This is a genomic window from Stenotrophomonas maltophilia (assembly GCF_900186865.1).
Classification (GTDB): Bacteria; Pseudomonadota; Gammaproteobacteria; order Xanthomonadales; family Xanthomonadaceae; genus Stenotrophomonas; species Stenotrophomonas maltophilia.
On the sequence record NZ_LT906480.1, the window covers coordinates 4083474 to 4096831 of the forward strand.

The following is a 13358-nucleotide window of genomic DNA, read 5'->3' on the forward strand; positions in this document are numbered from 1 at the left end:
GTGAGAAAACTCCAATCACCTGTCAGGGAATTCCCGATAGCGATGTTCTGTGAACCCGGACACAATTCGAACTGCCAGCCGCAGTACCCGAACCGGTCCTACTCCCCAAGAGGCCATCCCCAAGGGAGCTCATGCTGCGGGGCCCTGAGCAAGCCCTTCGCTGGCGCCTGTCAAACGACACAGGCCTGATCCTCACGGACCAGGCCTGTGTTTTTTTGCGCCCGAAGGGCCGGCAACAGACCGGCCCCGCCGGATCAGGCCTTGATCGCCGCCAGGATGCGGGCTTCGATCTCGTCCAGCTCACCGACGCCATCGACGCGGGCCAGGGTGCCACGGCCGGCGTAGAAGTCGACCACCGGGGCGGTCTGGTCGTTGTAGACCTGCAGGCGCTGGCGCACCGCGTCCGGCGTGTCGTCGGCGCGGCCCTGTTCCTTGGCGCGACCGGCGATGCGCTCGACCAGCAGCTCGGTGGCCACGTCCAGCTGCACCACGGCATCCAGCGGCTGGCCGATCTTGGCCAGCAGGCCGTCCATCGCATTGGCCTGGGCCACATTGCGCGGATAACCATCAAGAATGAAGCCCTTGGCGACATCGGGCTGGGTCAGGCGCGACTCCAGCATGCCCAGCAGGATGTCATCCGACACCAGGTTGCCGGCATCCATCACCGTCTTGGCCTGCTTGCCCAGCTCCGTGCCCGCGGCGATTTCCGCGCGCAGCATGTCACCGGTCGAAATGTGGGCGATCCCCAGCTTTTCCTTCAGGCGCGTCGCCTGTGTCCCCTTGCCCGAACCGGGCGGTCCCAACAGAACCAATCGCATTGACCTGACTCCAACGTGTTGAAAACAAAGAAGGTTCGCGTCCCGGACGGACCGGTATCGCTGCACCGCAATAGCGCCACTTTACCGCATCCGGGTAATGTCCCTGCAATGTCCTTTCCCCCGAGCAGGTAGACGCATGCGCAACGGTACTCTCCTCTACGCCCAATCCGGTGGTGTCACCGCGGTCATCAACGCCACGGCGGCGGCGGTGATCGAGCAGGCCCGAGCCAAGGGCATCAAGGTCCTGGCCGCGCGCAACGGCATCCTCGGCGCGCTGCGCGAGGAACTGATCGACACCAGCAAGGAGAGCGCTGCGGCCATCCGCGCCCTCGCCCATACCCCGGGCGGCGCGTTCGGCTCCTGCCGGGTCAAGCTGAAATCGCTGGACGCCGACCGCGCCCGCTATGACCGCCTGCTGGAGGTGCTGCGCGCGCACGACGTGCGCTGGTTCCTCTACAACGGCGGCAACGACTCGGCCGATACCGCGCTGAAGGTCTCGCAGCTGGCCAAGGCCTCCGGCTACGACCTGACCTGCATCGGCGTGCCCAAGACCATCGACAACGACCTGGCAGTGACCGACACCTGCCCCGGCTTCGGCTCGGCGGCCAAGTACACTGCGGTGTCGGTACGCGAGGCGGCGCTGGACGTGGCGGCGATGGCCGAGACCTCCACCCGCGTCTTCATCTACGAAGCGATGGGCCGCCACGCCGGCTGGCTGGCCGCGGCCGCTGGCCTTGCCGGCAACGGCGATGACGAAGCGCCGCACATCATCCTGCTGCCCGAACGCGCCTATGACGAGGCGGCGTTCCTGGCCAAGGTGAAAGCGGTGGTCGAGCGCGTCGGCTACTGCGTGGTGGTGGCGTCGGAGGGCATCGCCACCGCCGATGGCCGCTTCGTCGCTGACGCTGGCGGCGGCAAGGACTCGTTCGGCCACTCGCAGCTGGGCGGCGTGGCCGCGCACCTGGCCGGCCGGGTCAAGGACCAGCTGGGCCTGAAGGTGCACTGGGCGCTGCCCGACTACCTGCAGCGCTCGGCCCGGCACCTGGCCAGCAGGACCGACTGGGAGCAGGCGCAGGCGGTCGGCAAGGCCGCCGTGCAGCTGGCGCTGAAGGGCCAGAACGGCGTGATGCCGGTGATCGTGCGCAGCAGCGATGCGCCCTATCGCTGGAAGATCGAGGCGGCGCCACTGTCGAAGATCGCCAACCATGAAAAGAAGATGCCCGCCGGCTTCATCCGCCGCGACGGCTTCGGCATCACCGCCAGGGCGCGGGCCTACCTGTCGCCGCTGATCAAGGGCGAAGCACCGCTGCCGTATGGCGCCGACGGCCTGCCGAAATACGTCACCCTGAAGAACGTGGCGGTGAAGCAGAAGCTGCCGCCGTTCGAGGGCTGACCCGAAAAAGGGGACGGAGGGGATTAAGTCGCATACGCCCCTCTGTCATCTCCAACAGCGTCAGCAGTGGGTCGGATACGGCTTAATCCCCTCCGTCCCCTTTTAGTGGAGGAACACCATGGCATTGCGTGTTGTTCGACTCGGTACGCCGCGCGTGCCTGGCGAGGGCCTGCGCATCGGCACCGTGCGGCGGCCGCCGCGCGGCGTGCCGCGCAGCGAGTTCGCCCGACAGGACTGGTACGACGTCTGGTTCCCGACCCTGTCACCCAGCGCGGAACTGGTGAAGCGGGCGCATGAGGCGAAGACGGCCGCCGACTGGACCGCGTTCTTCCGCCACTACAAGGCCGAGATGAAAGCGCCGGATGCCGCCCATGCACTGGACCTGCTTGCCGCACTGTCGCAGCACAACGACATCAGCGTGGGGTGCTACTGCGAGGATGAGGCGCACTGCCATCGCAGGGCTTTGCGCGAGCTGCTGGTGGCGCGCGGGGCGACGCTGGCGGAGTGATGATTGCAGGGTTGCCGGCCAGCGGCCGGCACTACCCGTGGATGACCGCGTGAGTACACCGCCCACGCAAAATTCAATTGCAGGCCTTGCCTTCCATCTGCAGCTGCGCGGCGAACATCGTCACCTGCGGAATCTGGCCGGCAGCGGCCTGCTTCTTCGCTTCCTCCAGATAGATGCGCGACTGGCCCTGACCGTCCAGCTCGACCTTGTTGGTCGACGGCAGGCGCCACACGCGCACCACCGCCTGCTGTGCCGGGCATGCTGCGCTGGGCACGCGGATCACATCATTGAGCTTCCAGCCCTTGTCGGCACTTGGCTGCGCCTTGGCGTAGTCGACGAAGCGCGCGCGCGGCTGGCACTGCTCACTGGTACGCACCGCAGAGAAGCGGTACGGCTCGGCCGCCTGCCCGGTGAAGGCGCCTTCCAGGCGCGCACAGGCCTCGGGGATCTGCCGCAGCGTATGCACCGCGCCTACCGCCTGCGGAGCACCCACGGCGCGCTGTAGCTCCGGGGTTTCCGCGGCGAGTGCCGGTACAGCCGGGACCAGGGCGGCAAGCATCAACAGGGACAGGCGCATGGGAGATCTCCTACAGGACTGAGCGCAGGCTTGCAGAGCTTGGCTTAACGGGGTGCAAAGGCCTGTGGCTCTCGAATCATGCCCCTAGCCCGGCGCCATGCGGCACGACTCGCAGGAGCCAGTCGAGCACGGCTCGACTCTACAGTGCGCGGCACGCATACTGCGGGCACCAGGGAATGCTGAACACCGCCATACGTCGGACGACCGCCAAGGTCGGTACGGGTTGGTTCCAGGCTGCAGCCCGTCGTCCCCCTCGTGGTGCCGTTCATCGCCACTGGATGCCTACATCCATTCTGCGGAGGGGTCTAATGCTGGAACGTCACGGGCTGTCACTGGCGCTGGGCTGCGCCATTCTCGCGATCCTGTTCGGAATCGTCTCGGCGCGCTGGATCCTGCGCCAACCCACCGGCAATGAACGCATGATCGCGATCGCCACGGCGATCCAGGAAGGTGCGCGTGCCTATCTCAACCGCCAGTACCTGACCATCGGCGTGGCCGGTGTGGTGCTGTTCGTGCTGGTCGGTGTGTTCCTCAGCTGGTACACCGCGATCGGCTTCGCGGTCGGCGCGGTACTGTCCGGCGCGGCCGGCTACATCGGCATGAACGTGTCGGTACGCGCCAACGTGCGCACCGCCGAAGCTGCACGCCACGGCATCAGCGCCGCAATGGACGTCGCCTTCCGCGGCGGCGCCATCACCGGCATGCTGGTGGTCGGCCTCGGCCTGCTGGGTGTGGCCGGCTACTACGCGCTGCTGCTGCGCATGGGCCTGCCGATGGAACAGGCGCTGCATGCGCTGGTCGGCCTGGCCTTCGGCTCGTCGCTGATCTCGATCTTCGCGCGGCTGGGCGGTGGCATCTTCACCAAGGGTGCCGACGTCGGCGCCGATCTGGTCGGCAAGGTGGAAGCCGGCATTCCCGAGGACGACCCGCGCAATCCGGCGGTGATCGCCGACAACGTGGGTGACAACGTGGGCGATTGCGCCGGCATGGCCGCCGATCTGTTCGAGACCTATGCGGTGACCGTGATCGCCACCATGCTGCTGGGCAGCCTGATGCTGGCCGAGGCAGGCGCCAACGCCGTGCTGTATCCGCTGGTGCTGGGCGGCGTGTCGATCATCGCCTCGATCATCGGCGCGCTGTTCGTCAAAGTGAAGCCTGGCGGCTCGATCATGGGCGCGCTGTACAAGGGCGTGATCGTCTCCGGCGTGCTGGCCGCCATCGCCTTCTACCCGATCACTACCGGCCTGATGGGTGACAACGTGCACGGGCCGATGGCCCTGTACGGTTGCGCGTTGATCGGCCTGGTCCTGACCGGGCTGATCGTGTGGATCACCGAGTACTACACCGGCACTCAGTACAAGCCGGTGCAGCACGTGGCGCAGGCCTCGACCACCGGCCATGGCACCAACATCATCGCCGGCCTCGGCATCTCGATGAAGTCCACCGCGCTGCCGGTGGTGGCCGTGTGTGCGGCGATCTGGGGCGCGTTCGCGCTGGGCGGGCTGTACGGCATCGCCATCGCCGCCACCGCGATGCTGTCGATGGCCGGCATGATCGTCGCTCTCGATGCCTACGGGCCGATCACCGACAACGCCGGTGGGATTGCCGAGATGGCCGAGCTGCCCTCGGAGATCCGCGACATCACCGATCCACTGGATGCGGTGGGCAACACCACCAAGGCGGTGACCAAGGGCTATGCGATCGGTTCGGCCGCACTGGCCGCATTGGTGCTGTTCGCGGACTACACGCACAACCTGCAGGCTGCACATCCGGGGCAGGAATTCCGCTTCGACCTCAGCGACCACACGGTGATCATCGGCCTGCTGATCGGCGGCCTGATTCCCTACCTGTTCGGTGCGATGGCGATGGAAGCGGTCGGCCGCGCGGCGGGTGCGGTGGTGGAGGAAGTACGTCGCCAGTTCCGCGAGATCCCCGGCATCATGCAGGGCACCGGCAAGCCGCAGTACGACAAGGCGGTGGACATGCTGACCCGCTCGGCGATCCGCGAAATGATCGTGCCCTCGCTGCTGCCGGTGGCGGTGCCGGTGGTGGTCGGCCTGCTGCTGGGGCCACGCGCACTGGGTGGCCTGCTGATCGGCACGATCGTGACCGGCCTGTTCGTGGCCATTTCGATGACCACCGGCGGTGGCGCCTGGGACAACGCCAAGAAGTACATCGAAGATGGCCACTTCGGCGGCAAGGGCAGCGAGGCGCACAAGGCTGCGGTGACCGGCGATACCGTCGGTGACCCGTACAAGGACACGGCCGGCCCGGCGATCAATCCGCTGATCAAGATCATCAACATCGTGGCGCTGCTGCTGGTGCCGTTGCTGTAGATCCACGCCATGCGTGGATGACGGCCTCGATGGGGTCAGAGCCCTTTCCCAGGAAAGGGATCCGACCCCACCGTCAATCACCGCCCGCGCAGGAAAAACGACACCGGCACCATCACGTCCACCGGGTCGCCGGCCACTTCGGCCGGCGGCGCCGGTACCGGGCTGGCGCGCTGCACGGTGTCCAGCGTCTCCTGGTCAAGCAGCGCGAAGCCACTGCTGCGGCCCAGCTTCAACCCCGAGACCGCGCCATCGCGTGCCACGGCAAAGCGCACGTAGACCACGCCCTGCTGGCGCAGCCGCTCGGCCTGGCGCGGATAGCGGCGATGCTTCTGCAGGTGCCCCAGCAGGCGACCTTCCCAGCTTGCCTCGGCGCGACTGCGCTCACCCGCCGTGGTCTGCGGTGCGGTGTAGCGCGCGGCGGCGTCAGCGGCCACCTGCGGCGGTGCGCTGGTCTGCGCGACATTGGCGTCGGCGACATCCGGCGAGGGCGTCGGCTCTGGTGTACGCGGCGGTGGCAGGTCACCCTGCGGCTGCACCGGCGCCTCCGGTTGCTCGCGCAGGGCCGGCTTCGGCGCCCGCCGCTGCTGTTGCTGCTGCAGTGGACCGGTGGCGACCTCGCGCGGCGGCACCGGCGGTGCCTGCGCCATCGGTGCCAGTTCCAGCATCAGCGCGGCGGGCGGCGCCGTCGCAGCCAGTACCGGTGCGCGCGTCGCCCACCAGCAGGCCGCGCCGATCAGCAGCGCGTGCACCAGCAGCACGATCGCCAGGCTGGTCGCCCAGCGCCGCAATCCGCTCATCGCGCGCCCTGCTCAACGCCGACCAGCGCCACCTTCAGGTAACCGGCCGCACGCAGCGCGTCCAGCGTCGCCATCAGTTCACCGTAAGGCACGCGGGTATCGGCACGCAGGAAGATGCGCTGCGCGGTGTCGCCGTGGGTGGCCGCCTGCAATGCAGCGGCCAGCCCGTCACGCGCCACCGCCTGCTCGCCCACGCGCAGCGACAGATCGGCCTGCACGGTCACATACACCGGCGCCTGTTCGGGCGGCGTGGCACTGGCGCTGCTGGCCGGCAGCTGCACCGGCACTGATACGGTGGCCAGCGGTGCGGCTACCATGAAGATGATCAGCAGCACCAGCATTACGTCGATGAAGGGCGTGACGTTGATCTCGTGTGCTTCTTCCGGTGCGTCGTCGCGGTCGGACGCGGTCCTGATCGCCATCGTCGCGCCTCAGTGCACCGCGCGCAGCGGTGCCGCTGCGGTACGCGGCACGGCACGATCAAGATCGCGCGAGACCAGCTGCTGCACGGCCGCCGACAGATCGCCGAGCAGGCCCCGCAGGCCGGCCAGCACGCGGCTGAAATGGTTGTAGACCAGTACCGCGGGAATCGCCGCGACCAGGCCGAGTGCGGTCGCCAGCAGGGCCTCGGCGATGCCGGGCGCAACCACCGCCAGGTTGGTGGTGTTGCTGTGTGCGATGCCGATGAAACTGTTCATGATGCCCCACACCGTGCCGAACAGGCCGACGAAGGGCGCCACCGCGCCGATGCTGGCGAGCACACCGATGCCGCGCCGCTGCACGCGCGCGGTCTCCAGCTCGATGCGGTCCAGGCGCGAGGCGATGCGCTCCTTGATGCCGTCGCGACTATCCAGATCCTGCGACAGACGCAGTTCGATGCGGGCGGCGTCCAGCATCGCCAGCGCGATGCCCTGCTGCAGACTTGCCTCTTCGCTCTGCGGCGGCAGCTGTGCGGACTGCAGCAACAGCGCGCGCGCCGCGCGCAGCTGCCGGGCCTGGCGGGCCAGCTCCCAGCCCTTGGCCAGCAGCACGGTCCAGGTGGCCAGCGACGCCAGTGCCAGCGCGATCATCACGGCCTTCACCACCACGTCGGCGGCCAGGTACATGCCCCATGGGGTCAATGCGGGGGCGGCCACGGGGGCCAGGTCAGCAGGCAGCATCGTCTCGGTTTCCATCAGCATCAGGGGTCGCTGCGCGACGACGGGCCGCGCGCGGATCATTGGCGTCGTCCACTTCCACGACCGGATGGGACTCCAGCCGGGGGGCCGGTCGGCTCAGCACGTAGCCGGCGCTGACCGCGAAGAACAGGGCCACGCCCAACAGCAGGCGCCAGGACGGGTGCGCGCCCCAGCAGAACAGGGCAAAGCCCAGCGCCATGCCGGCACTGGCGAACACCTTGCCCTTGCGCGATACCGCGCCCTGCTCGCGCCACAACCGCAGCGACGGGCCGTAGCGCGGATGCGCCAACAGGCGCTGCTCGAACTTCGGCGAGCTGCGCGCGAAGCAGCCCACGGCCAGGATCAGGAAGATGGTGGTCGGCATCACCGGCAGCAACGCGCCGATCACCCCGAGCCCGACCATCAGCCAGCCCAGCGCGAACCAGAGCCAGCGCATCAGCGCTGCACCTGTGGGCGCGCGCCGTGCATCAGGCGAATTCCACTTCGACGTGGCCGTGCACGCTGCGGAACGCGGCGTCGGCCGCATCGATTACCTGCTGCTCCTGCTCGGCACTCAGCGGTACCGCGTCCAGCGCCGCGGTGAACTCACGCCAGTGGCGCGCCGCGCCATCCGGATGCGCGGCCAGGTGGCGGGCGCCAAAATCACGGTCCAGGCCGAGCTTGGCAGCCATCTTGTACAGAATGGTGCCGCCCAGGTTGGAGCCTTCAGCCACGTACAGCCACCCCAACGCGGCGGGCAGTTCCAGATCGGACGGCAACGCCGCGATGTCAGCCCCCGGCAGGGTCTGCTCCAGGTCCTGCAGGTCGCGCGCGACCTGGGTCAGGCGGCGGCGCTCGCCCAGGTCCGGCAGCAGTGCGTCCAGCGCAGGGTTGGCATACAGCGCATCGATGCTGCGGTGGAAGCGATACTGCACGCGCAGGAAACGGGCGAAATTGCTGCGGTCGGCGAAGATGTCGCCGGCCATGATGCGCTTGTCCAGGGCACCGTGGCTGTCGCGGGTGGCGGCCTTGAGCCGCAGGCTGCGGCTTTCTTCAGGGGCGATGTGTGCGTTCATGGGGGAATGCCAAGGGGGTCGTCGTGCTGTAGACGTCTGCCACGGGGCTTTCCCCAAGGCCGTCTACACCGATAATGGGCCATCCCCTTGTCCATCCGGAACCGACGATGATCACCACCGAACCGCGCATGACCAACCTGTTCCTGCAACTGGGCCTGGATGCCAGCGCAGAGGGCATCGCCCGCTTCATCCGCGAACACCAGCTGGCCACCGATGTCGAAGTGGTCGAGGCGCCCTACTGGAACGATGCCCAACGCCAGTTCCTGTCTGAATCGCTGCAGGCCGATGCGGCATGGAGCACGGTGGTGGATGAGCTGAACGAGTCGCTGCACGAAGATGCGGTAAAGGCTTCGAGCGGGCTGTAAATAGACGCCGGGCATGGCCCGGCGCTGTCGATTGCACGGCGGAAGCGGTGCGGACCAAGGTCCGCGCCCACCGAGGGCGGTTGGGGCTCGCTGGGGTCAGAGCCCTTTCCGCAGGAAAGGGATCCGACCCCACCACTCATCCGCGACCGATCAGTACTTCCAGGTCAACGCCAGTCGCGCGGTGCGGCCCGGGGCTGGCATCACGCCCAGGGCCAGCGGGTCCAGGTAGTAGCGGTCGGTCAGGTTGTCCACGCCGGCTTCCACCGACAGCTGGTCGTTGAAGCTCCAGCTGGCGAACAGATCCACCAGCGTGGTTGGCCGGTACAGCTGCTGGATCGCCGACAGGCCCACGTTCCAGTCCTTGTCCAGCTTGCTGATCGGGCCGGCGTTGTGGACCACGCGGGTGCCGAAGGTCAGGCGCTCGTCGAACAGGCGCGAGCCCAGGGTCAGGTTGACCATGTAGCGCGGTGGGTTCTGGGTATTGGTGTACGAGCCCTCGAAGCCGCCGTCCACGCAGTCGGGCGTGTTGGCCAGCTCGCCGTTCCTGCGCTGCGCCCCATAGGCACGGCGCTCGGCGGCGATATCCGGCGCGCAGGTCTTGGCCTTGAAGTAGTAGTGCGCGGACAGATCGGCAAACACCTTGCCGCTGTCATAGCTGGACTGGAACTCCATGCCGGAGACCCTGAACTGGTCGACGTTGCGGATCAGGCCCGCCGACAGCGTGCGGTAGTCACGGGTGATCAGGTCGTCGATGCGGGTATCGAAGTACGCCAGCTTCAGCGCCAGGCGGTCGCCGGCGGTGAACAGGTCATAGCGGAGGGTGCTGGCGCCGATTTCCCAGCTGCGCGCACGCTCCGGCTTCAGCTCGCCCACCGGCTTGGCCGCGGTGAACAGGCCCAGCGTGGTCTCGAACAGGCTCGGCAGCTTGGTGCCTTCGGCGTACTTCACGTAGACCATGGTGTCTTCGCTGAAGCGGTAGGCCACGCTGGCGGTCGGCGAGAACGCGGTGTCACGACGGCGGATCGGCTGCGACCAGGTCCAGCTGACCGGCACTTCCAGGTCCTGCGCCTTGCCGGCGTCGTAGAAGTTCCAGCCACCGATGTCGCGCACCGTGCCCTTCTTGTACGGTGAGGCCAGCAGCGATTCCCGGGTGAAGTTGCCGTTGGCGTCCGGATACCAGTTCAGCAGCGCGATGCGCTTGGCCCGCCACGACGGCAGCGCCGGGTTGCCATTGAGCAGTTCGGTGTAGCGGTACTGGCCCTGCACCTCGTAGGCATCGGGCGAGGCCAGGCGGTTGCGGTCGTGCACGCCCACGCGGTTCCAGCGGCCGCCGGCCAGCAGTTCCCAGTGCTCATCGGGCTGCCACTTCAGCGAGGCCACGGCGCTGTATTCCTTGCGCTCGGCGTTGCGCAGGAAACGGTTGTTGACCAGATCGTCGTGCATGACCGGGCCCGAGCTGCCCGGTGCGATGTCTTCGTCACTGTAGGACAGGCCGTAGTCGAGGGTGAACGCACCGGCGCGGGTATCGAACTTCGAGGTGTTGCTGGCATCCAGGCCGAAGCGCTTCTGCCGCAGCGGATTGCGGTAGGCATCCTTGTAGCCGGGGTCGCCACTGAAGCTGGGCGCGTCGTACCACTCGGTACGACGATCGAAATACCACGGGGTGATGCCGGTCAGGCTGTTGTACATCACGCTGTCGGTGTCGGTGTACGCGGCATTGACGCGCAGGTCGACCAGCTCGCTGTCCGGGTTGAAGCGATAGCGCAGGGTGTAGCTGTCCATGTCGACGTGGCCCGGATCCCATTGCGGAATGCGGTCGCGATCGACGCGGATGATCTGCGAGGCCATGATCTCGCCGGCGGTGCCTTCGTAGCGGCGGTAGCCCGCCTCCAGGGTCTGTGCATCGTCGATACGCCAGGTGCCCTTGAGCAGCGCCGACTTCGAGCGGGCCGAGGTATTGAAGACCTCGGTACGCGGCGGATTCAGCGGTGCCAGCGTGCGCCGGGTCTGTGGGAAATCATCGTAGCCGTGCTTGCCGGAGAAGTAGTTGCCATTGTCGCGGTAGGCGTAGGCGGCGACCAGATCGAAGCGATCCCAGTGTCCCGCAGCGGCCACGTTGAAGAACTGACTGCCGGTGGCGCTGCGATCGTTGCGCGGCGCGGCACTGTAGGAAGGCAGGTTGTTGGCGCTGTTGTTGGCCAGGCCGCCACGCACGCGCACGCCGAAGTCGCGCTCTTCGCGCAGCACGTCGCCGATCTTCAGCGTCTCCATCTCGACCACGCCGCCGATGCCGCCAGAGGCGTTGGCCTGCAGGCTCGGGCCCTTGGTGATGGTCAGGCTGGAGATCAGGTCCGGGTCGAGGTAGGTACGCTGCGATTGACCGGCGTAGCCGCGGTAGGTATCGATGCTGGACTGGCCACCGTCGATGATCACCGGCACGCGGCCCTGGCCCTGGATGCCGCGGATGTTGACGTCGAAACCATTGCCGACGCGTGGGTCACCGGCAGTGACGCCGACCACGCCCTTGACGATGTCGCCGTTGGACGTACCGCGGAAACGCTCCAGGTGCGTGCGGTTGAGCGTGGTGGTGGAACCGACGCTGCGATAGCTGTCGAGCAGGCGCGCCTCGTCGCTGGTCGCGCCACTGTCGACGCGGTCGCCGGCCACGCTGAGCGTGTCGGTGACGATCACGCCGCTGTCGGCCTGCGCCGGCGTCGCCGCTTCCAGCGCGACTGCATCTGCGCTGACCCGGCGCACCGCCAGGCCACTGCCCTGCAGCAGCAGCTGCAGCGCCTCGTTGGCCGGAAGGCTGCCATTGACCGCACGCGAGCTCACCCCATGGGCCAGGATGGCCGGATACACGACCTGCACGCCGGACTGGCGCATGTAGCTGCGCAGCGCCTCGTCCAGGGGCTGCGCCGGAATGTCGAAGCGCTGTACGGCGGCGTGATCGCCACGGGCGTTCTGTGCCAGCACGGATGGCGTGGCACTGGCCAGGCCGGCAGCCAGCAATGCAATGCACAGGCGGGACGGGCGCGGCGCGCGGCCCGGACGGTGGGAGTCGAACATGGGGAACCTGTCAGGTAATCGGTGCCGCAGGCGCGGCGTCATCCGCAACACAGGCGGACACGGCGACGTACTGGCGGCGGCGGGTACGTTCGCGGGGTAAGACGGTTGGGTGCGCGGCAACCCCAAGGGCGATTTGCGGTCGCGGTGGGTGCCGACCGTTGGCCGGCTGGTTGCAGCGGTGGGGGCCGACCGTTGGTCGGCACAGGGGCGATCATCCACGCATGGCGTGGATCTACTGATGGATGATGGCGACGCCGAGCGGCAGGCGGGTGACCTGCAGACCTGCTGTTGCCGCCAGTGCATCCAGCGCCTGTTCCGGGCGGTCGATGCGCAACGCCGCGCTCACCGCCGGCAAGCGCGACAGATCACCGTGCACGAACGTCGGGCCGGCACGATAGCGCCCCACCCATTGCACGGCGTCGGCGACGCTGGCCTGCTCCAGCAGCAGCTCGCCCTGGCGCCATGCACCCACGCTGTCGGCCGCCACATCCTGCAGGCGCGTCACGCCGCTGCGCTCGCCATAGACAGCGCGCTGGCCCGCCTGCAGGTAGGTCCAGCCACCGTCGGCCGGGCTGGCCACACGCACCCTGCCTTGCCCGACCTGGGTTTCCACCCGGTCATCGCCACGCGCGACGGTGAACGCGGTGGAGATGTCCTCGACCACGCCATTGCCGGCACGCACGCTGAAACGCCGCTGCGCATCCGGGCTGACCTCGAACCAGACGCGCCCGCGCAGCAGCTCGACCTCGCGTGCGTGCGCATCGAAGCGCACGGCGATCGCGCTGTCCGCATCCAGCACTGCGCGGCTGCCATCGGGCAGCGTTACGTTCTGCACGACGTGCGTGCTGCGATGGTCGGCCTGCAGCCGCAACCAGGCCTCCGGCCATGCCACCAGCATCGCCAGCACAGCTGCAGCGGCCATCGCCCAGCGCATTCGATGCGGGCGGCGGCGTTCGGCGGGCCGGGCCTGCGGGCGTGGCCCGACACTGCGCCACAGCGTGCGCTCGTGCTCGAAGGCCCTGCGGTGCCCCGGCTCTGCCAACCAGCGCTCGAACTCGTGCATGCGCCCCTCGCCGATGTCACCCGAGGCCAGCCACGCAATCCAGCCCCGGGCCTGTTCGGCCAGGGCATCGTCATTGGCGGCGGGCAGCGTGTTCGGCGGGCTCATCGGCTGGCGGACAGGCGCATTCAAGCGCGGGCGGGGAACTAGACCGCATCTGCGGTCCAGTGATCAAGACGTTTCAGCGAGGGCCAGCCCCAAG

The 13358-nt window shown here is 68.0% G+C and carries 13 protein-coding genes; 4 read left to right on the forward strand and 9 right to left on the reverse strand.

Annotated features, from left to right (window positions below; genetic code table 11):
- Positions 1-254 precede the first annotated feature (254 nt).
- Complete coding sequence (locus tag CKW06_RS19310; protein WP_024957121.1) at positions 255-818, reverse strand: adenylate kinase; 564 nt, start codon at positions 816-818, stop codon at positions 255-257.
- Positions 819-954: 136 nt separating this feature from the next.
- Here CKW06_RS19310 and CKW06_RS19315 point away from each other — a divergent pair, with 136 nt between their 5' ends.
- Positions 955-2211, forward strand: a complete 1257-nt coding sequence (locus CKW06_RS19315) for a 6-phosphofructokinase (RefSeq protein WP_005410921.1) — start codon at positions 955-957, stop codon at positions 2209-2211.
- A 118-nt stretch (positions 2212-2329) separates the two neighbouring features.
- Positions 2330-2719 (forward strand): DUF488 domain-containing protein, encoded by a 390-nt coding sequence (locus CKW06_RS19320; RefSeq protein ID WP_005410922.1) that lies wholly within the window; start codon positions 2330-2332, stop codon positions 2717-2719.
- Positions 2720-2792: 73 nt separating this feature from the next.
- Here the strand turns inward: CKW06_RS19320 and CKW06_RS19325 are convergent, their stop codons facing one another.
- The gene (locus CKW06_RS19325; protein WP_005410923.1) at positions 2793-3296 is read right to left on the reverse strand and encodes a hypothetical protein; all 504 of its coding nucleotides are present in this window, start codon (positions 3294-3296) and stop codon (positions 2793-2795) included.
- A 308-nt stretch (positions 3297-3604) separates the two neighbouring features.
- Between CKW06_RS19325 and CKW06_RS19330 the strand changes: the two genes are divergently transcribed.
- Positions 3605-5632 (forward strand): sodium-translocating pyrophosphatase, encoded by a 2028-nt coding sequence (locus CKW06_RS19330; RefSeq protein WP_005410924.1) that lies wholly within the window; start codon positions 3605-3607, stop codon positions 5630-5632.
- Between the two features lie 77 nt (positions 5633-5709).
- Here CKW06_RS19330 and CKW06_RS19335 read toward each other — a convergent pair whose 3' ends face one another.
- From CKW06_RS19335 to CKW06_RS19355, 5 genes are read right to left on the reverse strand one after another with little or no spacing between them, the layout of a single operon-like run.
- The gene (locus CKW06_RS19335) at positions 5710-6429 is read right to left on the reverse strand and encodes an energy transducer TonB (protein ID WP_024957122.1); all 720 of its coding nucleotides are present in this window, start codon (positions 6427-6429) and stop codon (positions 5710-5712) included.
- A complete protein-coding gene (exbD, locus tag CKW06_RS19340) occupies positions 6426-6851 on the reverse strand; it encodes a TonB system transport protein ExbD (protein WP_024957123.1) in 426 nt (141 codons plus the stop codon). The genes CKW06_RS19335 and exbD overlap by 4 nt, the downstream gene beginning before the upstream one ends.
- Before the next feature lie 9 nt (positions 6852-6860).
- A complete protein-coding gene (gene exbB / locus CKW06_RS19345; protein ID WP_050426945.1) occupies positions 6861-7589 on the reverse strand; it encodes a tonB-system energizer ExbB in 729 nt (242 codons plus the stop codon).
- Positions 7576-8043 carry a YbaN family protein gene (locus CKW06_RS19350; RefSeq protein ID WP_024957125.1) on the reverse strand — a complete coding sequence of 156 codons (468 nt, stop codon included), beginning with the start codon at positions 8041-8043 and terminating at the stop codon, positions 7576-7578. The genes exbB and CKW06_RS19350 overlap by 14 nt, the downstream gene beginning before the upstream one ends.
- 31 nt (positions 8044-8074) lie before the next feature.
- Positions 8075-8662 (reverse strand): biliverdin-producing heme oxygenase, encoded by a 588-nt coding sequence (locus tag CKW06_RS19355; protein WP_024957126.1) that lies wholly within the window; start codon positions 8660-8662, stop codon positions 8075-8077.
- A 107-nt stretch (positions 8663-8769) separates the two neighbouring features.
- On the opposite strand from CKW06_RS19355, the gene CKW06_RS19360 reads away from it, so the two are divergent.
- The gene (locus CKW06_RS19360; protein WP_024957127.1) at positions 8770-9027 is read left to right on the forward strand and encodes a DUF2789 domain-containing protein; all 258 of its coding nucleotides are present in this window, start codon (positions 8770-8772) and stop codon (positions 9025-9027) included.
- A gap of 150 nt (positions 9028-9177) precedes the next feature.
- Here the strand turns inward: CKW06_RS19360 and CKW06_RS19365 are convergent, their stop codons facing one another.
- Entirely contained in the window at positions 9178-12096 is a 2919-nt protein-coding gene (locus CKW06_RS19365) for a TonB-dependent receptor domain-containing protein (protein WP_038646413.1), read from the reverse strand.
- A 232-nt stretch (positions 12097-12328) separates the two neighbouring features.
- On the reverse strand, positions 12329-13264 hold the full coding sequence (locus CKW06_RS19370) for a FecR family protein (RefSeq protein ID WP_024957129.1): 936 nt from the start codon (positions 13262-13264) through the stop codon (positions 12329-12331).
- Between the last annotated feature and the right edge of the window lie 94 nt (positions 13265-13358).

Bases quoted from the DNA above. Each gene is read 5' to 3' on its own strand.
- CKW06_RS19310 (WP_024957121.1), bottom strand. From the start codon at position 818: ATGCGATTGGTTCTGTTGGGACCGCCCGGTTCGGGCAAGGGGACACAG.
- CKW06_RS19315 (WP_005410921.1), top strand. From the start codon at position 955: ATGCGCAACGGTACTCTCCTCTACGCCCAATCCGGTGGTGTCACCGCG.
- CKW06_RS19320 (WP_005410922.1), top strand. From the start codon at position 2,330: ATGGCATTGCGTGTTGTTCGACTCGGTACGCCGCGCGTGCCTGGCGAG.
- CKW06_RS19325 (WP_005410923.1), bottom strand. From the start codon at position 3,296: ATGCGCCTGTCCCTGTTGATGCTTGCCGCCCTGGTCCCGGCTGTACCG.
- CKW06_RS19330 (WP_005410924.1), top strand. From the start codon at position 3,605: ATGCTGGAACGTCACGGGCTGTCACTGGCGCTGGGCTGCGCCATTCTC.
- CKW06_RS19335 (WP_024957122.1), bottom strand. From the start codon at position 6,429: ATGAGCGGATTGCGGCGCTGGGCGACCAGCCTGGCGATCGTGCTGCTG.
- exbD (WP_024957123.1), bottom strand. From the start codon at position 6,851: ATGGCGATCAGGACCGCGTCCGACCGCGACGACGCACCGGAAGAAGCA.
- exbB (WP_050426945.1), bottom strand. From the start codon at position 7,589: ATGCTGCCTGCTGACCTGGCCCCCGTGGCCGCCCCCGCATTGACCCCA.
- CKW06_RS19350 (WP_024957125.1), bottom strand. From the start codon at position 8,043: ATGCGCTGGCTCTGGTTCGCGCTGGGCTGGCTGATGGTCGGGCTCGGG.
- CKW06_RS19355 (WP_024957126.1), bottom strand. From the start codon at position 8,662: ATGAACGCACACATCGCCCCTGAAGAAAGCCGCAGCCTGCGGCTCAAG.
- CKW06_RS19360 (WP_024957127.1), top strand. From the start codon at position 8,770: ATGATCACCACCGAACCGCGCATGACCAACCTGTTCCTGCAACTGGGC.
- CKW06_RS19365 (WP_038646413.1), bottom strand. From the start codon at position 12,096: ATGTTCGACTCCCACCGTCCGGGCCGCGCGCCGCGCCCGTCCCGCCTG.
- CKW06_RS19370 (WP_024957129.1), bottom strand. From the start codon at position 13,264: ATGAGCCCGCCGAACACGCTGCCCGCCGCCAATGACGATGCCCTGGCC.